A 20,673-nucleotide genomic window follows, 5' to 3' on the forward strand; every position below is an offset into this window, starting at 1 on the left:
TCAGTCTATGACGTAGGGATACAGAACGCCGCCATTCTGCCAGAGTGCGTTGATCTCGCGTGGCATTTTGTAGGGGGAGCCCATACCGATGTTGCGCTCGTACAGCTCGCTGTAGTTGCCGACATGCTTGACGACATTGTAAGCCCAGTCATCGTCCAGCCCCAGCGGCTTGCCCAAACCCGGCTTTGCGCCGAGAAACTTGGCAATTTCCGGGCTTGAGGGCGCGGCCTTTATGTCGTCGACATTTTGAGAGGTTATGCCTTCCTGCTCTGCAAACAGAAGGGCGGATATGACCCAGTTGGCAATATCGAGCCAGGCATCGTCGTTCTGTCGGACCAGCATGACTTCCGGAGACAGGGCAAGCGTGTCTTTCAGGAGAATGTGATCATCAGGATTGGCCGCTTTGGTACGAGTAATCGCCAGCGTAGGGCCGAATTCAATATAAAGATCGCAACGCGACGAGAAATAGGCTTCCTGAAGCTCCTCTGATTTGTCGAGCGCTACAGTTTGCAGCTTGATGTCGAGCTTTTGAGCATAATTGGCAATCAGCTTTTCCTGTACCGAGCCCGCCAGAACGCACACGGTTCCACCGTCTGCTTCTTTCAATTCTGAAATCTCGAGCTTTTTGTGGGCCAGAATACGGGTGGCGCCGAGATAATAGGGATTGGAAAACTGAAAGCCCAGTTCCGTATCACGCGAAAGGGTGCCTGCTGAAATCTTGATGAGAATATCGATGTCTCCCCCTTGAAGCGCAGGCCATCTCTGAACCCAGGAGAGCGGAATGATCTTCGATTTGTCCGGCGTCCCGAAGACTGCCGTTGCCATAGCGCGGCAAAGGTCGATATCGAGACCCTTCCAGTTTCCTTTGTCGTCGATTTCGGCAAAGCCCAGATATGAGCCGTTGTGGCCGGGGCAGTTCAGTGCGCCGCGTGACAGAACGGTTTTCAACGTTTCGCTCTTGATGGACTCCGTTGGCTGTGCTGCAAAAACTTGCGAAGCGAACATTCCAAATGCCATGGCAATGGCACCCAATCCCTTTTTCATGTCGGTTCCCTTAATTTTTTTGTTGTCATGAGGAAGCGACTCTTCTGTTCGCCATCCTCACCACGAACAAGCATGCCCTTGCGACCGCCGGGAAACCAGTTTAAATATTACATTAGAAATATTAGAAAAATTTATATGCTGCCATCCATCCGTCATCTTCAGTATTTCGTGGCGGCGGCTTCCACCGGCCAGATTTCGCGCGCGGCAGCGGTTTTGAACGTAACCCAGTCCTCCATCACCATCGCAATCAAGGGGCTGGAGGAAGAGCTCGGATACAAGCTGCTGTTTCGCCACTCCAAGGGCGTCTTTCTGACGTCGCGGGGCGAGGTTTTCCTGCATCATGCGCAGGCCCTGTTATCGGCCGCCGAAGAACTGATGGACCTGCCGCCTTTTGACGAAAGTGACATTGCAGGCGCTGTTACGGTTGGCATCAGCTACACGGTTTCGGGCTACTTTCTTCCGCGCCTGCTCACGGTTATCAAGCGCGAACTACCGCGCCTGAAGCTTTCCCTGGTCGAACTGCCGCGCCATGATATCGAGGAAGGCGTACGTCAGGGAACGATTGATCTCGGCATTATCCTCATTTCGGATGTAGCGGACGCGACAGGTCTCGAAATGGCTCCCCTTCTCGTGTCCAAGCGTCAGCTTTGGATCGGTCTCGATCACCGGTTTGCCGCGCGGGAGACGATTTCGTTGCAGGAGTTGACCGATGAGCCCTACGTGGTCGTTCAGGTGGATGATCACGAGCACACCATGCAGCGAAACTGGGACAAATACGGGTTTGTCCCCAACATTGTTTTCCGGACCCAGTCCATGGAAGCTGTGCGCAGCTTTGTAGCCGCCGGTTACGGTATTTCCATCCTCTCGGACATGGTGCACCGGTCCTGGTCGCTGAATGCTCAACGAATTCTTCAAAAGCCGATTGAGGAAGAGATCAGCCCGCTCATTACCGGCTGCATATGGTCAAGCAGCTTACAGCCCTCGCCAGCCACAGTGCGATTACTGGAAATTATCCGCAGCTCAAGCCGCTCCGGTGTTTTGGCAAACAGTCAGGATATCAAGCGTTGAAGTGCTGATCAGTCTGGATGTTGAAACCCGATCAGCGGCTCGATACTGGTATCCAGCAGGCTTGGATCGATGTGGGCTTCGAGATCGTCGAACATTGTACCCACAAATGCGATAAGTGCATCGCTTTCCTGGAGCGCAGCCGCAACACGGCCATGGGCGACGGCGTCGAGAACCGCCAGATGAAGATCGATCGTAACTTTCAAGTCCGCACTTTCGGGCATATGGCGATGATAGAGCCAGCCCGTGCGGCGAAACATCGTGTGCAACGGACGAAGCGTATGTTCGACAAACGGCTCTCCTGCGGCTGTTAAAAACAACTGGTCGATACGCCGGTCAATCTCGTTGAATTCATCAATGCCCATCTCGTCGCGGCGCAACCGTAAGGTACGGCTGAGATGCAACATGCGATTGCGATGGGACGCGCTGGAACGCTGTGTAGCCAGTTCGATGACAAAGCGCTCAAGGTTCCGGCGCAGGTCCAACAGCAAGCGTTCGCGCGACAGATCGATCGGGGCAATGCGAAGCCCGTGGCGCGGGCGGATGATGATCAACGTATCATGCGAAAGTCGATTAACGGCATGATGAACAGGCGTTCGGCCATACCCCGTCAGCGTTTGCAGGTCTTGAAGGGAAAGCTCACGCCCGGGTGCCAGCTCGCATGTCACGATCAGCTGTTCGATACGCTCATAGGCAAGGTCCAGATGATTGATACGGTTTTGGCGTGCTTTTTTGTGGCCCGAGGGTGGTTCTAAAACGGTGGACGCATCGTTCATATGAAAATCCTTCTGGTTAAAGCATAAACATGTTGTGACATTTTACAATCCGGATTATGCCTTGACCGCTGCCTTGGTTTGGCTTGTCTGGGAGGAACAATGAAAATCACCGCAATCAGAACGTACCGGCTTGAAGAGTTTGCAAACGTGCTGTGGGTTCACGTCGAGACCGATGCCGGAGTGACGGGGCTGGGCGAAACATTTTACGGCGCAGCATCGGTAGAGGCGCATATCCACGATGTGCTGGCCGGGCGATTGCTGGGCAGGGATCCCCTGCGCATTGAAGCCCACTCGCGTGAAATGGTCAATCTGCCCATGGCTCAGGCGTCTACGGGTGCGGAGTACCGGGCAGCGTCGGCGATTGATCTGGCGTTGTGGGATATTTTCGGCAAGGTGTGTAGCCAGCCGGTGCACCAGATGCTGGGCGGCCTTTGCCACGACAGTGTGCCCGTCTACAACACCTGCGCCGGCTATGGTTATGTGCGCTCCAACAAGATCAAGCCCGTCGATACCTGGAATTTCGGGGCTGCGGATGGCCCCTATGAGGACCTGAACGGCTTTATGACCAATGCCGGCGCCATTGCGGAAAGCCTTCTGGAACAGGGAATCACCGGCATGAAAATCTGGCCGTTTGATCCGGCTGCCATCGAGAACGACGGCCGGTTCATCACCGCCGAGCAAATGCGCCGCGCCGTTGAGCCGTTCGAAAAAATTCGCAAGGCGGTCGGCGACAGAATGCAGATCATGGTGGAATTCCATTGCCTCTGGAACCTGCCCACGGCCAAACGCATCGCCCGGGTGCTCGAGGCCTATGACCCCACGTGGTATGAAGACCCGATCCGCATGAATTCCGTATCCGCCCTGAAAGAGCTTGCCGCCTCGACAACGGTGCCGATTTGCGCCTCTGAAACACTGGGATCACGCTTCCCCTACAAGGACATGCTGGAAGCCGGAGCCATAGGTGTGGTCATGACCGATCTGGTCTGGACCGGCGGGCTGACGGAAGGGCGCAAGATTGCCGCTCTTGCCGACACCTACCATAGACCTTACGCGCCCCATGATTGCACCGGCCCGGTCGCCTATGTGGCAGCCGTCCACTCATCGTTGTCGCAACCCAATACGTTGATTCAGGAATCGGTGCGGGCCTTCTACACCGGTTGGTACAAGGAACTCGTCACCGAACTGCCACGGATAGTGAACGGTCGGGTCCTGCCGATGGAAGGGCCGGGATTGGGCACAGAACTTTTACCGAGCGTCTACGAGCGCGCAGATCTGACGACACGCACCTCGTCTCTGTAGCATTTGAACACATCAGGAGCCGATCGGCATGATGGGGACACTTCCCTTCCCCAGCCGCAAGGCCTCCTGCAGTTCAAATCGCGCACCTTCCACCAGCACATTCATGGCATCTCGTGCCGCTTCCGGTTTGCGCATACGGATAGCTTCCAGCACCGCATTGTGCCTGTCCAGCGCACGCTCGTGCGACTGACTGGCACGGTTCGTAATGCGAAAACTGGCCAACAAAGCCGCGCCAATGGCGACCGCAAACTGACGGAAGACCCAGTTTCCGGAGGCGTTGATAATGGCCGTGTGGAAGTCAAGGTCCGCCTCGCTCCATGCATCGGTGTACAGGGAGTGGGCAGCCACCATGGCATCGAACGCATTTGCGATCACCATCATCTGTGCGGTCGTGGCTTGTTCGGCGGCGGCGGCAGCTGCTGCCGGTTCCAGCACCATGCGAGCGTCGATCAAGGACGTATAGAACTGTTCGTCCTTGGGATGCCGCATGGCCGCGTCCAGCACGATGGGATCCAGATAATTCCACTGTTGACGTGGCAATACCACTGTTCCCGCACGGGTGCGGGAGCGCACCATGCCCTGCGCCACAAGATGCTGCATGGATTCCCGCAACGTGGTGCGGCTGACACCAAACTGCTCCTGCAGTTCCGCCTCATTGGGCAGTATAGACCCTTCGGCCATGTCGCCGGATACGATCCTGTCCACCAGATTGTGAAGGAGACCATCCTTGACTGGTCGCCTGCCACTTCTGGTGTCTTTTTGGTGTGTGGTCCGCTTCTGGTCCTGCATGACTGTTCCTCCGCTCCGCGCAGGCATACCAAATTCAAACGCAAAAATAAATCGCATGAATATTGACAATAAATAGGATTTATTTTAGCTCGATTATGCGTGGCTGGGGAGGAGACCCATACACCGACAGAATGCACGGTCGTGAAACGATCGACACATCGCGGTTGCCAAAGGCATCCACGAGTTCGAGAAACGTGCGCTTTGTGGTGTTTTGCCAGCAGGATTTGAGGGAGCGACCGACGTTCATGAAGATCATACGGCTCACAACCTATATCGTGCCGCCCCGTTGGCTGTTTCTCAAAATAGAAACCGATGACGGTATTGTCGGCTGGGGAGAACCCGTTGTGGAAGGCCGTGCGCTCACCGTTCAGGCCGCCGTTCATGAACTCGAAGACTACCTGATCGGCAAGGATCCCTTCCTGATTGAAGACCACTGGACCGTCATGTATCGCGGCGGCTTCTACCGGGGCGGTGCCGTGCATATGAGTGCGATTGCCGGCATTGATCAGGCCCTGTGGGACATCAAGGGCAAGGCACTCAATCAGCCCGTTCATTCGTTGCTGGGCGGTCAGGTGCGTGACCGTATCAAGGTCTATTCCTGGATCGGCGGAGATCGCCCTGCCGATGTGGCGCGCAATGCGCGCGATGTCGTCGCCCGCGGTTTCAAGGCAATCAAGCTGAATGGCTGCGAGGAAATGCAGATCGTCGATACCAATGACAAGGTCGAGAAGGCGATTGAAACCATCGCTATTATCCGTGACGCCGTCGGGCCGCATATCGGCATCGGCGTGGACTTCCACGGTCGCGTTCATAAGCCCATGGCCAAGGTTCTGGCAAAAGAGCTGGAACCCTTCAAGTTGATGTTTATCGAAGAGCCGGTTCTGTCGGAAAACCGCGAAACACTGAAAGAAATTGCCAATCATTGCTCCACGCCGATCGCACTGGGCGAACGGCTCTATTCCCGCTGGGATTTCAAGCAGGTATTGTCCGAGGGCTACGTGGATATCATTCAGCCGGACCTGTCCCATGCAGGCGGCATTACCGAGTGCCGGAAAATTGCCGCCATGGCGGAAGCCTACGATGTGGCGCTGGCCCCCCATTGCCCGCTCGGCCCCATTGCGCTGGCTGCCTGCCTGCAGATCGATGCGGTCAGCCACAACGCGTTTATTCAGGAGCAGAGCCTCGGCATTCACTACAACGAGACCAACGATATTCTCGATTACATCGCCAACAAGGACGTGTTCGCCTATGCCGATGGTTTCGTGGCGATACCGCAAGGGCCCGGCCTTGGGATCGAGATTGACGAGGACTATGTAATCGAGCGCGCGAAGGAAGGTCACCGCTGGCGCAATCCCGTCTGGCGTCATGCCGATGGCAGCGTGGCAGAATGGTGATAGACTTTGATCCTGTTGCGCGTGTTGCGTGGGCACAGGGTCGAGAGGCGGAGAGGAGTCCGCCGTTTTGACAGAACCAAAGGGAGAGAGACCATGAAAAGCAGAATGATGAAGCTTGCGGGCGTGCTCGCAGTTGCCATGCTTGCCTCGGTGGCAACCGGCGGCATAGCCAGTGCCCAGCAGATCAAGGCCAAACTCGGCCATGCCATGCCGCAAGAACACCCGCAAGCGGTGGCCCTGACGCGGTTTGCCGAGCTTGCCAACACCTATACCGAAGGCCGCGTCAAAATGAACGTGTACCACGGCGGCATGCTGGGTGGCGACGACAAGATGCTGCAATCCACCCAGAGCGGCACGCAGGAAATGTTCTACGGCTCGCTGGCCCCGATCGCCGGTAAGATCAAGGAAGTTCAGGTCTTCGACTTTCCATTCCTGTTCAACAACATGAAGGAAGTCGATGCGGTGTTTCTTGGGCCCATCGGCACAACGTTGATGCAAAAGCTGGAGCCGCACAATTTGCATGGTGTCGCCTGGGGTGAAACGGGTTTTCGCCAGTTGTCCAACAACAAGCACGAGGTCAAAACGGCCGACGACATCAAGGGCCTGAAGGTTCGCGTCATGCAGAACCAGGTGGCACTGGATAGCTGGAAGGCCATTGGGGCCAACGCCCTGCCGATGTCCTATGCGGAGGTATTTACCGCGCTGGAGACCGGCGCGCTGGATGGACAGGAAAATCCCTACATCCACATGTACGCCAACAAGATCTACGAGGTGCAGAAATACGGCACCACCACCAACCACGTTTACACGCCCTGCATTCTCGTGACCTCCAAAAAGTTCTGGGAGGCGCTGACGCCGGCTGATCAGGACGCCATCGTCAAGGCGGGCAAGGAGTCCATGGTGTATCTGCGCCAGTTGATGGATGAGGGCAACGCCAAGGTCGTGGCCGAACTGGAGGAACAGGGCATGACCGTTACCACCCTGCCCGATGCGGAACTGGCAAAACTGCGCACTGCCACACTGCCCGTGATTGAAAAGTACAAGCCCGTTGTCGGAGCTCAACTGGTCGATGACATCATGGGGACAATCCAGAAGGTTCGCGACCAGAAGTAAGCCACTCCGGTTCAACCCTCCGGGCGAACTGCCCGGAGGCACCTTCAATACGGATCTTTGGAAGGGGCAATCATGATATCCCGCATTCTCTTTGGCACGCTTGAAAAGCTGTTGATGGTCATCCTTGCGCTGATGGTTGTCCTGATTTTCGGAAACGTGGTTCTGCGTTACGGCTTCAATTCCGGCATCACCCTGTCAGAAGAACTGTCGCGCTTTCTGTTTGTCTGGCTTATCTTCATCGGGGCATTTCTCACTTTGCGGGACCGGGCGCATCTGGGCGTCAACGGGCTGGTTCGCGCCATGCCGTTCAAGGCGCAGCGTGTGGTGCGGGTCGTTGGCGATCTCGCCACGCTGGTCTGTTGCTATCTGCTGGGTGTTGGTGCGTGGCATCAGGTGGTCGACAATCTTGAAAACTATTCCCCCGTTGCCGGTATACCGCTCGGCTGGGTCTATCTGTCCTGTGTGCTGTGCTGCATCGGCATGGGCCTTCTGACCATCCGCACGATCTTCGATGTTGCCACGGGTCGCATTCCGAATGACCAGATTTTTGCCAGCAATGCCGATGAACTGATCGAATAACGGCAATCTAAGGGGGATACAGCTATGACTATTGTCGTTTTCGTCGCGTCCTTGTGCGGGGCCATGCTGCTCGGCATTCCCGTCGCCTTTTCGCTACTGATCTGCGGCGTGTTCCTGATGATCCATCTGGACATTTTCGATGTGCAGATTCTCGCCGAAAATGTTCTGGACGGTGCCAACAACTATCCGCTGATGGCGCTGCCCTTTTTCGTTTTCGCTGGTGAGTTGATGAATGCGGGCGGTGTTTCCAAGCGCATTGTCAACGTCGCCATTGCCGCCGTTGGCCATTTCCGGGGCGGGCTTGGCTATGTTGCTGTGTTTGCTGCTCTTGTGTTGGCGTCCATTTCCGGCTCCGCCATTGCCGATTGTGCTGCCCTTGCCGCAGTTGTCATCCCGCTGATGCGCCGCTCGGGCTATCCTGTGCCTCTATCGGCGGGTTTGATTTCCTCAGCCGGCATCGTGGCACCGCTGCTGCCACCCTCTATCGCCTTCGTTGTTTTCGGTGTTGCGGCTGAATTGTCCATCACACGCCTGTTTATGACGGGTATTGCTCCCGGCCTGATGATGGCGGCTACGCTGATGGTGACATGGTACTTTTATGCGCGCAAAGACGAGCGCATGGCGTCCACCACAGCGTTTGATTTCAGAACCTTGCTACGCGCCCTGCGCGAAGGTGTCTGGGCGCTCATTCTGCCGGTCATCGTCGTCGGCGGCATGAAAAGCGGCATGTTTACGCCAACGGAAGCTGGCGTTGTGGCGGTGGTCTACTCGTTCTTCATCGGTCTGTTCGTCTACCGCGAACTCAAATTGCCGGTGGTCCCCGGACTGCTGTTGCAGGCGGCAAAGACAGCCAGCACCATCATGTTTCTGGTGGCGGCGGCCTATGTATCGGCATGGCTGATTACGGTTGCCAACATTCCGCAGGAAATTGGCGAAACCATCGCGCCGTTCATGGAGAACAAGATCCTCTTCATGTTCATTCTCATGGTGGTGGTGTTCCTCGTCGGCACCGCGCTCGATCTGACGCCAACCATCCTGATCCTGACGCCCGTCATGATGCCGCTGGTGAAGCAGGCTGGTATCGACCCCTACTACTTCGGCGTGATGTTCATGATGAACAACGCGATCGGCCTGATTACACCGCCCGTCGGAACCGTTCTCAACGTTGTGTCCGGTGTTGCGCGGGTAGAGCTTGATCAGGTTATCAAGGGCATGCTGCCCTTCCTGCTGGCCTATACCGCCCTGCTGTTCCTGTTTGTGCTGTTCCCGCAACTGATCATGGTGCCCGCAGGCTGGCTGCGCTAATCCGGTGGGCGGGGGCACCGCCCATTCCCTTTCATTCCATCAATGGTTTCGAAATGTCGTTGAAAAAGCTTTTTGATCTCACCGGTCACACGGCGCTCATCACCGGTTCAACCCGTGGCCTCGGCTTGAGCTACGCCGAAGGCCTGGCAGAGGCCGGTGCAACGATCATTGTCAACGGCACTCGGGACGATGGTGTTGCACATGCTGTCGAGGCACTGTCTGCCAAGGGGCATCGTGCCTTCGGCAAAGCGTTTGACGTGGGCAATGAGGCGTCGATTGTCGCGGCGTTTGAAGCCTTCGACCGTGAGGGTCATGAGATCGACATTCTCATCAACAATGCCGGCGTCCAGTTTCGCAAGCCTATGGTTGAACTTGCCGTTGAGGACTGGAGCCGGGTTCTGGATGTCAATCTTACCGGCTCCTTCCTCGTCGCCCGCGAGGCCGCCAAACGCATGATTGCGCGCAAGCGCGGCGGCAAAATCGTCAATATCGCTTCGCTGACCAGCGCGGCAGGCCGCGCCACGGTTGCGCCCTACACCGCCGCCAAGGGTGCCATAACGGCCATTACCCGCACCATGGCCGTGGAGTGGGCACCCCACGGTATTCAGTCCAACGCCATTGGCCCCGGCTACATCCTGACGGAGATGAACGAAGCGCTGAGCGAGAACAAGGAATTTGATGCGTGGGTCCGGGCCTCCAACCCCAGCGGTCGCTGGGGCAAGCCGGAGGAGCTGGTCGGCGCTGCAATCTTCCTGTCCAGCCCGGCCTCCGACTATATCAACGGCCAGACACTGTATGTGGACGGCGGCTGGCTCGCTCAACTCTAGGCACATCAGCGCACCCCAGACAGAAGTCAATGCATGAAGGATTTTCCCATGAAAGCGGTCGTCATTCACAAGGAACATGATCTGCGCATCGAAGATGTAGCCGTGGGCGACCCCGGACCGGGCGAGGTGCGCATTCGTGTCAAGGCTGGGGGCATTTGCGGCTCTGATCTTCATTACTACCACCATGCGGGTTTTGGCACGGTGCGGGTTCGTGAGCCGATGATTCTCGGCCATGAGGCGGCGGGTGAAATTCTTGCTTTGGGCGATGGCGTGTCCAACCTCACCATTGGCCAGCGCGTCGCCATCAACCCGAGCCGACCGTCCGGCGACTGCGAGTTTATGCGCGACGGGATGCGTCAACATGCCATGGAGATGCGCTTCAACGGGTCTGCCATGCGCTTTCCCCATGTGCAGGGGTTGTTTCGCCAGCAGATCGTCGTTGAGGCCGAGCAGGCCGTCCCGGTCGGCGTTGATACGCCGTTCGAAGAGGCCGCCTGTTGCGAACCTTTGGCTGTGTGCCTCCACGCCATCGAACAGGCGGGCTCGCTCGTGGGCAAACGGGTTCTGGTAACCGGCACCGGCACCATTGGCTGCCTGACGATTCTTGCCGCCCGTTTTGCCGGTGCCAGCGAAATTGTCGCCACCGATATCTCATCGCCCGCGCTTGAAATCGCCAAAGCGGTGGGGGCGGATGTGGTGCTCAACACCGCCGAACAACCGGACGCGCTCGCGCCGTATGCAGGCGGCAAGGGTACATTTCACGCCGCCTTCGAATGCTCCGGCAATGGCGCGGTCATGGCTGGTTTGCTGAATGTCGTGCGCCCACGGGGAACGATTGTCGCAGTTGGTCTTGGCAAGGAGGTCAGCCTGCCTATCAGCGCCATTGTCACCAAGGAGATTGTGCTGCGCGGGACCTTCCGCTTCGATCACGAATTCGCGTGGGCCGCGCGGCTGATCGCAAATCGTCGTATAGACGTGCGTCCGCTGTTAACCGCCCAACTGCCTATAGACCAAGCTGTGAAAGCCTTTGAACTTGCAAGCGACCGTGTGAAATCAATGAAGGTGCATCTGCTCTTTTAAAACCATGATGTGAAACCGGTTGCGATGGCCCAAGGTAGCTGCGAGACAGGCAACCGGGAGTACCTGACCCAGTTCGAAATCGACCAAAAGTTTACGAACTTTTTATAGTAGTGATGCACAATAGATGCATTGTGGACAGTGGTGTCAGGTCCGCCGCTTGTTCCCTCCGGCAGCCGCATGATGCGGCGGTGATTTCCAATGTGAAACCGTAACACCCGTCCGAAGCGTTGGCGGCTTGCGCATCACGGCTCGTTTGTCCGCAGCCTTGCGGCTCATCCGCGCAGATCGCCAACCGCATGACTTGCAAGAAGAACGTCGGCGATAAAGGGGACGCGTACTTATGCCTCATCCGTATACATTGGCAAAGGAACACAGGGCGACCCGGCGTTCGTTCCTGTCATTGGCAGCAGCGGCCATCACCGTGCCGTTTGTCAGCCAAGCACACGCCAGCCCCGCCCTGACGAAAGTTCTCAAGCTGGGCCTTTCCAACGGTAAGGGTGCACAGACTGACCAGATGGCGCAGGAATTTGGCCGCGAACTCTCCAGACTTTGCGGCGGAAGCATCCGGGTCGAGATTTACTTTGGCGGAGCCCTGGGTGGCGAGAAAGAAATGTCGGAGGACCTTGCGGCCGGTACGCTCGATCTGGCGATTGCCAGCAGCGCCGGTTACGCCGCAAAAACCATCGCTCCCAAACTTGGCGTTTTCGACACTCCTTTCCTCTTTCGCGATCTTCAGCACGCGCGCGCCGTGCTCGACGGGCCCATTGGAGAGCAAGCTCTGCGAGATCTCTACCCCGCTGGGATTGTCGGATTGTGCTGGGGCGAAAACGGTTTGCGTCAGGTCACGACCCGCGACAGGCCGGTGCGCACGCCGGCGGATCTTGCGGGGCTGAAAATCCGGGTTCCGCAATCCGAGGTTATGGTGACGGCCTTCAAGGCATTCGGCGCGGATGCGCAGCCAATGCCCTTTCCCGATCTGTATGCGGCCTTGGCGGATGGAAGTTTTCAGGCGCAGGAAAACCCGGTCGGAAACATCAAGAATGCGAACTTTGATCGGGTGCAAACATATCTGAGCATAACCAACCATGTCTATTCACCGGTTGCACTGATGGTCGCAAAACGTACGTTCGATGCGCTGACCGCCGAGGAACAGGAGGCAATGATGCTTGCTGCAAAGTCAGCCGCACCCGTTTCCCGACAGGTTAACGACAAAACTGAAAAGGCGGATATTAAGGAACTGGAGCGTCGGGGAATGACTGTCATCACCGATGTTGACCGGCCCGCCTTTGTTGCAGCGATTCAAAAATCGCGTTCGCAATTCGAGAGCATGTTCGGCAAGACCACGCTCGACGCGATCCAGACGTTCGGGAGCTGATCCATGACACGATTCTTTGCAACACTGTCTTCCACCAGCATTCGGGCCCGCATTGTTGCGGGGTTCGGCATGTTTGTGGCCCTTCTGGCGCTGATCGCATTCCTGTACGACATGCAGTTGCGCTCGGTACGCATCGAGATGGAAAATGTCGTAAAGGCAACCGAAGCGTCTGAAGCGATTGCAAAGTTCGACCGGGACGTTTTGGATACCCGCCGTCTGATCACCCGGTATTTCGGCTCGCCAACGGCGGGCGAACAGGTGGCAGCCCGCCAGGCACAGACCCAGCTCATCACGAAACTGGAGGATATCAAACGCTCGGTGAACCTGCCCACCGACGAAATATCTGCCATTCTGAACCGCTATACGCAGTCTTTTGACCAGCTTGTTTCCGAGATCAAGGCGCGCCAATCAGCCTATTCGACAATCGTTTCAGCAGGTGCAAACCTTGTCAATACGGTCAATTCCATAACAAAGAATCTAGTGCGTATCGGCGCTTCGGAGGCAAGCGTTTCGGCAAGACTTCAGGAAAACGTGCAGGCCTATGTTACCTATGCGACGCGCTACACCATGCGGGGCAACAGCGCGGACGCGGACAATGCCGGGTCCGAACTTGAACGGGTCGCGCGTGAATTTGCTTCGCTCCAGGGATTGCAAACCGACGATGTCTGGCTGAAGGCGACCATTGCCAGACTAGAGACACCGATTGCCAAACTGACCGCCAGCCACACGAAATTGCTCGAAACGACAAAGGGCGTCACCGCAACCAGCACCAGCCTCAATAACATTGGTGTGGAGATTGGCGACAGTGCGGAGGCCTTGAAAGCTGCGTTGACTGCATCGCGCAACATGAGCGTGGATAGCGCCCGCACGACAGTCAAAAGCGTTCTGTGGACCGGCATTGTCGCCTCCGCCGGGGCCATCGTCTTAGGTATCGCCATCGCCTTTCTCATCAGCAAAAGCATCTCGGTTCTTGTGCGGCGCATCACTGCAACAATGGAGCGACTGGCGGGTGGCCATCTCGACACCGGCGTTACCGACACGGCCCGGACCGACGATATCGGTGCGATGGCACGGGCAGTCGAAGTGTTCAAGCAAAACGGCCTGAAGGCAAAACAGATAGAGGAAGAGGCCATACGCCAGCGCAATCTGGCCGACGAGGAACGGCACCGCAATGCCATGATCGAACGCAACCGGACGGAGGCCATGACACAGGCGACACGGGGCCTTGCGGACGGGCTGGACAATCTGGCGAGAGGAAACCTCACTTTCGAACTGCGAGAGCCATTTGCCGCCGATTTTGAAAGCTTGCGCCAGAATTTCAACGTGGCTGCGGCGCAACTGGCAGAAACGCTGGCCACCGTTGCGCTGGCTAGCCGATCCATCCGCGACGGCTCGCACGAGATCAGTCAGGGGGCGGAAGATCTGTCTAAGCGCACAGAACATCAGGCCGCTTCACTGGAGGAGACTGCCGCCGCACTCGACCAGATCACAGCCAATGTCACGAATGCATCCAAGCGCGTGAACGACGCGAAAGATATCGCCGATGCAGCCAACAACAGCGCTCGCCAAGCGGGCGTGGTCGTTTCCAGCGCAGTTGATGCCATGCAGAAAATCTCGGCCTCATCGACGGAGATTTCCAATATTATCGGCGTTATCGATGATATCGCCTTCCAGACCAATTTGCTGGCCTTGAATGCCGGCGTGGAGGCTGCACGCGCCGGTGAGGCGGGCAAGGGTTTCGCAGTGGTGGCTCAGGAGGTGCGGGAACTGGCCCAACGATCCGCCAGGGCCGCCAAGGAGATCAAACAGCTCATCATGAATTCGACCGCACAGGTGGAGGGTGGCGTGAAGCTTGTCAGCGACACGGGCGCAGCACTTAAATCCATCGAGGCGTATATCGTCGACATCAACGATCATATGAGTTCCATCGCGACTTCCGCGCGGGAACAATCCCTTGGTCTTTCCGAAGTGAACGTTGCCATCAACCAGATGGACCAGGTGACGCAACAGAATGCCGCAATGGTTGAACAGACCAGTGCTGCGGGCATTAAGCTTGCAACGGAAGCCGAACACCTGCGGGATATGATCGCCCGTTTCCAGATCGGCAATCGGGGGCAAGAAGTGGTTCAACACCATCAACCGCCGTCACCCAGAGACCAGCACGGTTGGACCTCATCCAGGACGAAGCTGTCAGGACGGCCCCCCTCAAGGCTTAACTGACGATCATGTTCGCCCTTCCGATTTTGTTGGAAATGTTACGATAGCGGGCTCATTCGACCGGCTGACTGCGCAGTCTGGTGGGAGATTGCCCAAACGTCTTGGAGAAAGCGCGGGAAAAATGCGAGGCATTTTCAAACCCCACTTCCAACGCAATCTCGATTAGCGGTGCTTTCGTCGTCAGAATGAGTTGCCGCGCACGCTCTAAACGCACCCGGCGGTAAATGGCAGCAGGCGAGGCATTGGTCTCGCTCATGAACAACCGCTCAAGCTGCCGCCGGGACAGACCGACGGAGCTGGCAAGCTCGGCTATCTCCACCGTACCTTCCACATGACTCTCCATCATGATCAGCACGGCGCGCAAGCGCGGGTCTCTCACCTCGATAGACAGGGGCTGACGCGTCTGGATGGCAAGGCCGGTGCGGGCTTTTTCGATATGCAGCACCTCAAGCGCATTGCGCTCGGCTTTCTTGCTGATATGCCGCCGGACAATGGTGGCTGCCATATCTGCCGCACTGCTTCCCCCTGCGCAGGAGCCTCTGGTGCGGTCAAGGTTGAAAATTCTGTCGGATCGCACGGGAAGATCGGGAAAACGCTGCCGGAATGCGTTGTAGTGCAGCCAGCTGACGCAGGTGCGGTGGCCGTTCATCAGCCCCAACTCCGCCAGAATAAACGTACCGGTACAGATGCCCAACAGCCGAACCTTTTTTGCCGCCGCTGTCTTCAGGTAGTCTTCGGTGTCGCGATCAATGACCGTATCGTTGTTCAGCAGGCCACCGACCACGGCGATGTAATGGAACCGGCCGGGATCGACAAAATCAGAGGTGGCTGCAACCTTGACCCCGCAGCTGGACGTGATGAGATGACGCGTGCTTCCCAGCACCTCCCAATCGGCAAGCACGCGGCCAGACCGGTCGAACTCGTCGCTGGCAAGTCGCAGCGTGTCGACAAACAAGGCAAAAGCCGAAAGCGTGAAGGATCGCGCCAGCACGAAGCCGATCCTGAGTCGATCCGAAGGCACGCCGGGTTCCGCGTTTGCCATGGGCATGGCGTCAAACGCCAATCGCGGTGCAGAACCACCCGGCACCACCCATGAACCCAAGCTCGACCATCGCCACCCCCTTGATGTAAACACCTTCTATATATCATCCGACCCTCAGACAAAGTCAAAACACTGCCCTCTTGTTTGCCGGTCATTTTGACGCTATATACCGTCATGTAAACAGGCATCTGGAGAGCAGCATCATGGGCCTTGCGCAATATGCAGATGGCGGGCTTTTTGCACCGCGTAAGATTGCTGAAGCGTTTCGCACGACCAGCGATGAGATTGCCCGCACCGTTGGCCTCGGCATTGACGCCATTCAGCGCAAGGACCGTGTGCGCTCCGACAAAACGCAGAAGCGCCTGCGTGAAATGGTGGAGATCGTCAATAAGGTCGAGCCCCGCTTCGGCTCCAACCTGATGGCCTATGCGTGGTATCGCTCCGAACCCTTACCGGGATTTTCCGGCCAGACCGCCATGCAGCTTGTGCGTGATGGGCGAGCCGACGATGTGCTGGATTACATCGATGCGGTTGATGCAGGCGTCTACGCCTGAGCCATGCGCTATCAGGGCAAACTCTACCGTGCGCTGAACCCGCGCTACGCTTTCGAACCATTATCGGGCAAAGGCGCAGAGCTCTACGGCGGGCGCTTCAACCCAAAGGGTATGGCAGCACTTTACACCTCCCTGTCAATCATGGCGGCGGTGCGGGAAGCCAATCAGGTGGGAAATCTGCAACCGACCACGCTGGTGTCCTATGACGCAGACATTGATCGGGTGTTCGACAGCCGGGACATGGATGCTTTGACCGCGCACGACATGACAGAAGAACGCCTTGCCACGCCCAGCTGGCGCGACCAGATGAAGGCAAACGGTATCGCAGACACGCAGGATTTTGCCCGTCGGTTGACGGCACAGGGCTTTAACGCTCTGCTGGTGCGAAGCTATGCACCGGGCTCCAGCGCGGACGATCTGAACCTGATCGTCTGGCACTGGGGCGACGCTGTGCCTCGCCGTTTACACGTGATCGATGATGAAGCCCGGCTGGTGCGTTTGCCCGCCAGTTGACAGGGCGACATGGCGTGAGCCGTTAAGCTGGTCCCAGCATTAAAAAAGTTTCGCTTTTTGCCACACCATCAACGGCGCGCACGGTAGAGATCAAGTCGTTCAGCTCGGGCATGGAGGCGACATCCACTTCGGCTATCATATCCCAGACGCCATTTGTATTGGACAGCGATACGATGCCGGGAATCCGCTTGATGGCGGCAGTGGTTGCGCGCGGGGAGCCCGCCATCTCAATGAGAATGAATGCGCGGATCGAGTCCTTACCCACGTCGTCTTTCAAACGCACGGTAAACCCTTTGATGCTCCCGTCGGCAATCAGCCGATCCAGCCGCTTCTGAACGGTTGCCCGTGCCACGCCCAACAGTTGTGCCAGTTGCGGAAGCGAGGCCCTTCCGTTGATGCGCAACTCTGCAATCAATCGCTTATCGAGATCATCCAAGCAGCAGTTCCTTTTCTGTCAATCCACTGCTTATTTCGTCAATAATTGCGAAAATCAATCACTTTGCTTTCTTTTCTTTACACAGATTCATGCATACTAATTGAGCGTGATAAGGGAGAGTGGTTCTGGCTATAAAGCGGGATCATCCAAGAAAACCAGCAATCGCTTCACCTTACCGATCTATGCCGCCTCAACGTCACGACAGATCACGCAGCCACTCCTCACGGCTGTCAATGGGAGATGAAATTCATGAGAATGCCAAAACTGTTTTCTGCTGTACTGATTGCAGGCGCGTTGTGCGTGGCTGCGAGCCCTGCCATGACCGAGGATTTGCAAAAAATTGAAAAGGCGGGCAAGTTATCCATCGCCCTCTCCGGCGTGTTCCCACCTTTCAGTTTTGTCGATGACGCCAATAAGGTCGTCGGTTTCGATGTGGATGTCGGCTCCGAAATCGCGCGTCGCCTGAAGGTTGAGCCGGAAATCGTCACGACGGCGTGGGATGGCATCATCGCCGGCCTCGTCACCGGTCGTTACGACACGATCATTGGCTCCATGGGCATCACGGACCAGCGCAAGAAGGCCGTGGATTTTGTCGGTCCCTACTACCGCTCCGGCCTCGGCCTGTTTGTTCGCGCTGGCGAGCCAACCAAGGCTCTTGCCGAACTCGAGGGCAAATCGATCGGTGTGACGCTGGGCGAAACCTCGGAAAAATGGGTTCGTGAGCAGAACAAGTACGATGTGCGGACGTACAAGGGCCTTCCCGAAATGATGATCGATCTCAGCGCTGGTCGAATTGACGCGATGATCGCCGATGACGTACCGGTTCTGGTGGCCATGAAAACGAGCAATGCGCAGATCAAGCAGATCAAGGATGAAACCCTGCCGCGCTTTGACATTGGCATTGCCATCCGCAAGAACAACCCGGAGCTGGCAGCCGCCATGCAAAAGGCTCTCGATGACATGATGGCGGACGGCACGTACAAGGCCATATCGGAAAAATGGATCGGCTCGGATATCCGCTAACGCTTTGCCGCTACGAGCGGAATTGCGTTTCTATGGGCATTTTTCGCTGACGCAACAGGCGAGCACCCCCTTGTGAACGGGGTGTGCGGGCGAACATCCTTGGACGGCTTGGCAGACCCTTGACCGGTTGTGCCAGCCTGTCCCGAAAGGCTGGAATGGATATCGAACTCATACGGCAAATTCTGCCCTTTCTGGCGCAAGCCTCGGTTTTGACCATTGGTCTCACCGTGTGTTCGCTGGCCATCGGGCTGGTTGTGGCAGTCACCATCACTATCGCCAGTTTCTCGCGTATGCGCGCAGCGCGGTGGGCGGCCGCCGCCTATGTCAGTATCATGCGCGGGACTCCGCTTCTGGTGCAATTGTTTCTCGTCTATTTTGGCGGGCCACAGATGGGCCTTGAACTGACGCCCTTTCTGGCGGGCGTCGTCACCATGGGTTTTAACATCGGTGCCTACATGTCGGAAGGCATGAAGGGAGCTGTTCTGGCCGTCGACCGGGGGCAGAACGAGGCATCGCGGTCGCTTGGCTTTGGTCGTTTTGACACCATGCGGCTGTTCATTCTGCCACAAGCGGCACCCCTGATGATCCGCTCGCTGGGCGTCAACACCGTCATCCTGTGCAAGAGCACCGCACTGGTGTCGACAATTGGTGTGGTTGAACTGACCTATTCGGCGCAGCGTTTTGTCACCTCCACCTTCAAACCGTTCGAAGTGTTTGCCTGTGCGGGCGCGGCCTATCTCATCATCGTTGCAGCAATATCGCTGATCGTGCACGCCCTTGAACGTGCCGTGGATCACGGCAGGAAGGCAGCCCTATGAGCCTCGATTTCAGTGTTGTTCCCGACTATTTCGGCATCCTGTGGACGGGCATTCTCTGGACGGTTCTGATTACCGTTCTGGCCGGGGGCATCAGCATCCTTGTCGGCATCGCCATTGCGGTCGCGACGCTCTATGGACCAAGGCTTCTTGCTTTTCCGCTGCGCGGCGTCGTGTTCCTGTTCATGGGCACACCCTTGCTCCTGCAACTCTATCTCTTCTACTACGGCCTGTCACAGATCGGCATCATGCTGCCTGCCTTCTGGACCGGGGTGGTTGGCTTGGGCCTGCATTATGCCGCCTACAACGCCGATATTTTTCGGGCGTCCCTACAAGCGGTCGATCCCGGGCAGGCAGAGGCCTCAAGGTCGCTCGGCTTCAGCCGGTCTGCAACGCTTCGGTTCTTCGTCCTGCCGCAGGCGATGCTCACCGCCTTGCCGCAGGTTGGCAACAACAGCATCATCCTCTTGAAGGATACCGCCGTTCTCTCTGTGCTGGGCATTGCCGAGTTGGTGCTGAATGCGCAGCGCGCCATCAGCGAGACCTATCGCCCATTTGAATTCTATTTCACCGCAGCCATTCTCTATTACATCGTCAATCTGGCGATGGAATTCCTGCTGAGGAAAGCTGCCAGAAAAGCGGAAGCCATCCGATGAACACCCAGACCCCCATGATCGACGTGCGGCAGATCCGCAAAGCCTATGGCGTGCATGAGGTGCTGAAAGGCATCGACCTCAGCGTCAACAAGGGCAAGATCGTATCCATCATCGGGCCCAGTGGCTCGGGCAAGAGCACGTTGCTACGCTCCATCAATATGCTGGAGGACGTATCCAGCGGTGAAATCTGGCTGGATGGAAAACAGGTTAATCGCCCCCTGAAAGGCCGGCAGTTCGAAAACCACATCAACCATATCCGCCAGGAGATGGGCATGGTTTTTCAGCAGTTCAATCTGTTTCCCCATCTCACGGTTCTCCAGAACATCATGATTGGGCCGATCCGGCTGCGCAAGCTGAACAGGGCGGAGGCCCTGGACCGTGCGCAAACGCTTCTGTCCAAGGTGGGCTTGAGCGACAAGGGCAACGCCTACCCCGCCCGTCTGTCCGGTGGGCAGAAACAGCGCGTTGCCATAGCCCGTGCGTTGGCCATGCAGCCCAAGGTCATGCTGTTTGACGAGGCAACATCGGCGCTCGATCCAGAACTGGTGGAAGAGGTCAATCAGGTGATGAAACAGCTGGCTGCCGAGCATATGACCATGCTGATCGTCACTCATGAGATGCGCTTCGCAGCCGAGGTCTCCGATCAGGTCATTTTCATGGATGGCGGTGTCGTCATCGAGCAAGGCGCACCGAAGGACGTGCTGTCCAATCCCGTTGAGGAACGCACGCGGGCGTTTCTGCGCAAACACCTTTCGCACTGATTGCAGGAAG

General features: G+C 57.1%; 21 protein-coding genes. 16 read left to right on the forward strand and 5 right to left on the reverse strand.

Annotated elements, in window-relative coordinates:
• Positions 1–1,044 (reverse strand): transporter substrate-binding domain-containing protein, encoded by a 1,044-nt coding sequence (locus IFT84_RS16335; RefSeq protein ID WP_192121261.1) that lies wholly within the window; start codon positions 1,042–1,044, stop codon positions 1–3.
• Positions 1,045–1,179: 135 nt separating this feature from the next.
• On the opposite strand from IFT84_RS16335, the gene IFT84_RS16340 reads away from it, so the two are divergent.
• Complete coding sequence (locus IFT84_RS16340) at positions 1,180–2,112, forward strand: LysR family transcriptional regulator (protein ID WP_192121263.1); 933 nt, start codon at positions 1,180–1,182, stop codon at positions 2,110–2,112.
• An 8-nt stretch (positions 2,113–2,120) separates the two neighbouring features.
• Here IFT84_RS16340 and IFT84_RS16345 read toward each other — a convergent pair whose 3' ends face one another.
• The gene (locus tag IFT84_RS16345; RefSeq protein WP_192121265.1) at positions 2,121–2,885 is read right to left on the reverse strand and encodes a GntR family transcriptional regulator; all 765 of its coding nucleotides are present in this window, start codon (positions 2,883–2,885) and stop codon (positions 2,121–2,123) included.
• A 99-nt stretch (positions 2,886–2,984) separates the two neighbouring features.
• On the opposite strand from IFT84_RS16345, the gene IFT84_RS16350 reads away from it, so the two are divergent.
• Positions 2,985–4,184: a mandelate racemase/muconate lactonizing enzyme family protein gene (locus IFT84_RS16350; protein WP_192121267.1), complete on the forward strand. Its 1,200-nt coding sequence runs from the start codon at positions 2,985–2,987 to the stop codon at positions 4,182–4,184.
• Between the two features lie 12 nt (positions 4,185–4,196).
• Here the strand turns inward: IFT84_RS16350 and IFT84_RS16355 are convergent, their stop codons facing one another.
• Positions 4,197–4,973: a FadR/GntR family transcriptional regulator gene (locus IFT84_RS16355; RefSeq protein ID WP_192121269.1), complete on the reverse strand. Its 777-nt coding sequence runs from the start codon at positions 4,971–4,973 to the stop codon at positions 4,197–4,199.
• Between the two features lie 245 nt (positions 4,974–5,218).
• On the opposite strand from IFT84_RS16355, the gene dgoD reads away from it, so the two are divergent.
• From dgoD to IFT84_RS16395, 8 genes are all read left to right on the forward strand, one after another.
• Complete coding sequence (dgoD, locus tag IFT84_RS16360; RefSeq protein WP_192121271.1) at positions 5,219–6,367, forward strand: galactonate dehydratase; 1,149 nt, start codon at positions 5,219–5,221, stop codon at positions 6,365–6,367.
• A gap of 93 nt (positions 6,368–6,460) precedes the next feature.
• A complete protein-coding gene (locus IFT84_RS16365) occupies positions 6,461–7,480 on the forward strand; it encodes a TRAP transporter substrate-binding protein (RefSeq protein ID WP_192121273.1) in 1,020 nt (339 codons plus the stop codon).
• Positions 7,481–7,552: 72 nt separating this feature from the next.
• A complete protein-coding gene (locus IFT84_RS16370; RefSeq protein ID WP_244651247.1) occupies positions 7,553–8,059 on the forward strand; it encodes a TRAP transporter small permease in 507 nt (168 codons plus the stop codon).
• A gap of 24 nt (positions 8,060–8,083) precedes the next feature.
• Positions 8,084–9,364 (forward strand): TRAP transporter large permease subunit, encoded by a 1,281-nt coding sequence (locus IFT84_RS16375; protein ID WP_192121275.1) that lies wholly within the window; start codon positions 8,084–8,086, stop codon positions 9,362–9,364.
• A 53-nt stretch (positions 9,365–9,417) separates the two neighbouring features.
• Positions 9,418–10,191 (forward strand): SDR family oxidoreductase, encoded by a 774-nt coding sequence (locus IFT84_RS16380; protein WP_197975583.1) that lies wholly within the window; start codon positions 9,418–9,420, stop codon positions 10,189–10,191.
• A 48-nt stretch (positions 10,192–10,239) separates the two neighbouring features.
• The gene (locus IFT84_RS16385) at positions 10,240–11,271 is read left to right on the forward strand and encodes an L-idonate 5-dehydrogenase (protein ID WP_192121279.1); all 1,032 of its coding nucleotides are present in this window, start codon (positions 10,240–10,242) and stop codon (positions 11,269–11,271) included.
• A 340-nt stretch (positions 11,272–11,611) separates the two neighbouring features.
• On the forward strand, positions 11,612–12,646 hold the full coding sequence (locus IFT84_RS16390) for a TRAP transporter substrate-binding protein (protein WP_192121281.1): 1,035 nt from the start codon (positions 11,612–11,614) through the stop codon (positions 12,644–12,646).
• Positions 12,647–12,649: 3 nt separating this feature from the next.
• Positions 12,650–14,866, forward strand: a complete 2,217-nt coding sequence (locus IFT84_RS16395) for a methyl-accepting chemotaxis protein (RefSeq protein WP_244651248.1) — start codon at positions 12,650–12,652, stop codon at positions 14,864–14,866.
• A 49-nt stretch (positions 14,867–14,915) separates the two neighbouring features.
• Here IFT84_RS16395 and IFT84_RS16400 read toward each other — a convergent pair whose 3' ends face one another.
• Positions 14,916–15,911, reverse strand: a complete 996-nt coding sequence (locus tag IFT84_RS16400) for a GlxA family transcriptional regulator (RefSeq protein WP_446737612.1) — start codon at positions 15,909–15,911, stop codon at positions 14,916–14,918.
• Positions 15,912–16,108: 197 nt separating this feature from the next.
• Here IFT84_RS16400 and IFT84_RS16405 point away from each other — a divergent pair, with 197 nt between their 5' ends.
• Positions 16,109–16,459 carry an MbcA/ParS/Xre antitoxin family protein gene (locus IFT84_RS16405; RefSeq protein ID WP_192121283.1) on the forward strand — a complete coding sequence of 117 codons (351 nt, stop codon included), beginning with the start codon at positions 16,109–16,111 and terminating at the stop codon, positions 16,457–16,459.
• A gap of 3 nt (positions 16,460–16,462) precedes the next feature.
• Complete coding sequence (locus IFT84_RS16410; protein WP_192121285.1) at positions 16,463–16,972, forward strand: RES family NAD+ phosphorylase; 510 nt, start codon at positions 16,463–16,465, stop codon at positions 16,970–16,972.
• 22 nt (positions 16,973–16,994) lie between these two features.
• On the opposite strand, the gene IFT84_RS16415 is transcribed toward IFT84_RS16410, so the two are convergent.
• Positions 16,995–17,408, reverse strand: coding sequence for an Lrp/AsnC family transcriptional regulator (locus IFT84_RS16415; RefSeq protein WP_192121287.1), 414 nt, complete (start codon positions 17,406–17,408; stop codon positions 16,995–16,997).
• A gap of 255 nt (positions 17,409–17,663) precedes the next feature.
• On the opposite strand from IFT84_RS16415, the gene IFT84_RS16420 reads away from it, so the two are divergent.
• The 4 genes from IFT84_RS16420 to IFT84_RS16435 all read left to right on the forward strand — a co-directional run bounded on the left by IFT84_RS16420 (position 17,664) and on the right by IFT84_RS16435 (position 20,663).
• Complete coding sequence (locus IFT84_RS16420) at positions 17,664–18,431, forward strand: transporter substrate-binding domain-containing protein (RefSeq protein WP_192121491.1); 768 nt, start codon at positions 17,664–17,666, stop codon at positions 18,429–18,431.
• Between the two features lie 155 nt (positions 18,432–18,586).
• Positions 18,587–19,249 carry an amino acid ABC transporter permease gene (locus IFT84_RS16425; RefSeq protein ID WP_192121289.1) on the forward strand — a complete coding sequence of 221 codons (663 nt, stop codon included), beginning with the start codon at positions 18,587–18,589 and terminating at the stop codon, positions 19,247–19,249.
• Positions 19,246–19,902, forward strand: coding sequence for an amino acid ABC transporter permease (locus tag IFT84_RS16430; protein ID WP_192121291.1), 657 nt, complete (start codon positions 19,246–19,248; stop codon positions 19,900–19,902). The genes IFT84_RS16425 and IFT84_RS16430 overlap by 4 nt, the downstream gene beginning before the upstream one ends.
• Positions 19,899–20,663, forward strand: a complete 765-nt coding sequence (locus tag IFT84_RS16435) for an amino acid ABC transporter ATP-binding protein (RefSeq protein WP_274603614.1) — start codon at positions 19,899–19,901, stop codon at positions 20,661–20,663. Before IFT84_RS16430 ends, IFT84_RS16435 begins: the two co-directional genes overlap by 4 nt.
• Positions 20,664–20,673: the final 10 nt, after the last annotated feature.

Source organism: Rhizobium sp. CFBP 8762 (assembly GCF_014841565.1).
In the GTDB taxonomy this organism is placed as follows: domain Bacteria; phylum Pseudomonadota; class Alphaproteobacteria; order Rhizobiales; family Rhizobiaceae; genus CFBP-8762.

Excerpts from the sequence above, each read along its gene's own strand:
- IFT84_RS16410 (WP_192121285.1), top strand. The coding sequence starts at position 16,463 with ATGCGCTATCAGGGCAAACTCTACCGTGCGCTGAACCCGCGCTACGCT.
- IFT84_RS16395 (WP_244651248.1), top strand. The coding sequence starts at position 12,650 with ATGACACGATTCTTTGCAACACTGTCTTCCACCAGCATTCGGGCCCGC.
- IFT84_RS16375 (WP_192121275.1), top strand. The coding sequence starts at position 8,084 with ATGACTATTGTCGTTTTCGTCGCGTCCTTGTGCGGGGCCATGCTGCTC.
- IFT84_RS16345 (WP_192121265.1), bottom strand. The coding sequence starts at position 2,885 with ATGAACGATGCGTCCACCGTTTTAGAACCACCCTCGGGCCACAAAAAA.
- IFT84_RS16385 (WP_192121279.1), top strand. The coding sequence starts at position 10,240 with ATGAAAGCGGTCGTCATTCACAAGGAACATGATCTGCGCATCGAAGAT.
- IFT84_RS16390 (WP_192121281.1), top strand. The coding sequence starts at position 11,612 with ATGCCTCATCCGTATACATTGGCAAAGGAACACAGGGCGACCCGGCGT.
- IFT84_RS16435 (WP_274603614.1), top strand. The coding sequence starts at position 19,899 with ATGAACACCCAGACCCCCATGATCGACGTGCGGCAGATCCGCAAAGCC.
- dgoD (WP_192121271.1), top strand. The coding sequence starts at position 5,219 with ATGAAGATCATACGGCTCACAACCTATATCGTGCCGCCCCGTTGGCTG.
- IFT84_RS16430 (WP_192121291.1), top strand. The coding sequence starts at position 19,246 with ATGAGCCTCGATTTCAGTGTTGTTCCCGACTATTTCGGCATCCTGTGG.
- IFT84_RS16340 (WP_192121263.1), top strand. The coding sequence starts at position 1,180 with ATGCTGCCATCCATCCGTCATCTTCAGTATTTCGTGGCGGCGGCTTCC.
- IFT84_RS16365 (WP_192121273.1), top strand. The coding sequence starts at position 6,461 with ATGAAAAGCAGAATGATGAAGCTTGCGGGCGTGCTCGCAGTTGCCATG.
- IFT84_RS16350 (WP_192121267.1), top strand. The coding sequence starts at position 2,985 with ATGAAAATCACCGCAATCAGAACGTACCGGCTTGAAGAGTTTGCAAAC.
- IFT84_RS16370 (WP_244651247.1), top strand. The coding sequence starts at position 7,553 with ATGATATCCCGCATTCTCTTTGGCACGCTTGAAAAGCTGTTGATGGTC.
- IFT84_RS16420 (WP_192121491.1), top strand. The coding sequence starts at position 17,664 with ATGCCAAAACTGTTTTCTGCTGTACTGATTGCAGGCGCGTTGTGCGTG.
- IFT84_RS16400 (WP_446737612.1), bottom strand. The coding sequence starts at position 15,911 with ATGCCCATGGCAAACGCGGAACCCGGCGTGCCTTCGGATCGACTCAGG.
- IFT84_RS16335 (WP_192121261.1), bottom strand. The coding sequence starts at position 1,044 with ATGAAAAAGGGATTGGGTGCCATTGCCATGGCATTTGGAATGTTCGCT.
- IFT84_RS16425 (WP_192121289.1), top strand. The coding sequence starts at position 18,587 with ATGGATATCGAACTCATACGGCAAATTCTGCCCTTTCTGGCGCAAGCC.
- IFT84_RS16355 (WP_192121269.1), bottom strand. The coding sequence starts at position 4,973 with ATGCAGGACCAGAAGCGGACCACACACCAAAAAGACACCAGAAGTGGC.
- IFT84_RS16380 (WP_197975583.1), top strand. The coding sequence starts at position 9,418 with ATGTCGTTGAAAAAGCTTTTTGATCTCACCGGTCACACGGCGCTCATC.
- IFT84_RS16405 (WP_192121283.1), top strand. The coding sequence starts at position 16,109 with ATGGGCCTTGCGCAATATGCAGATGGCGGGCTTTTTGCACCGCGTAAG.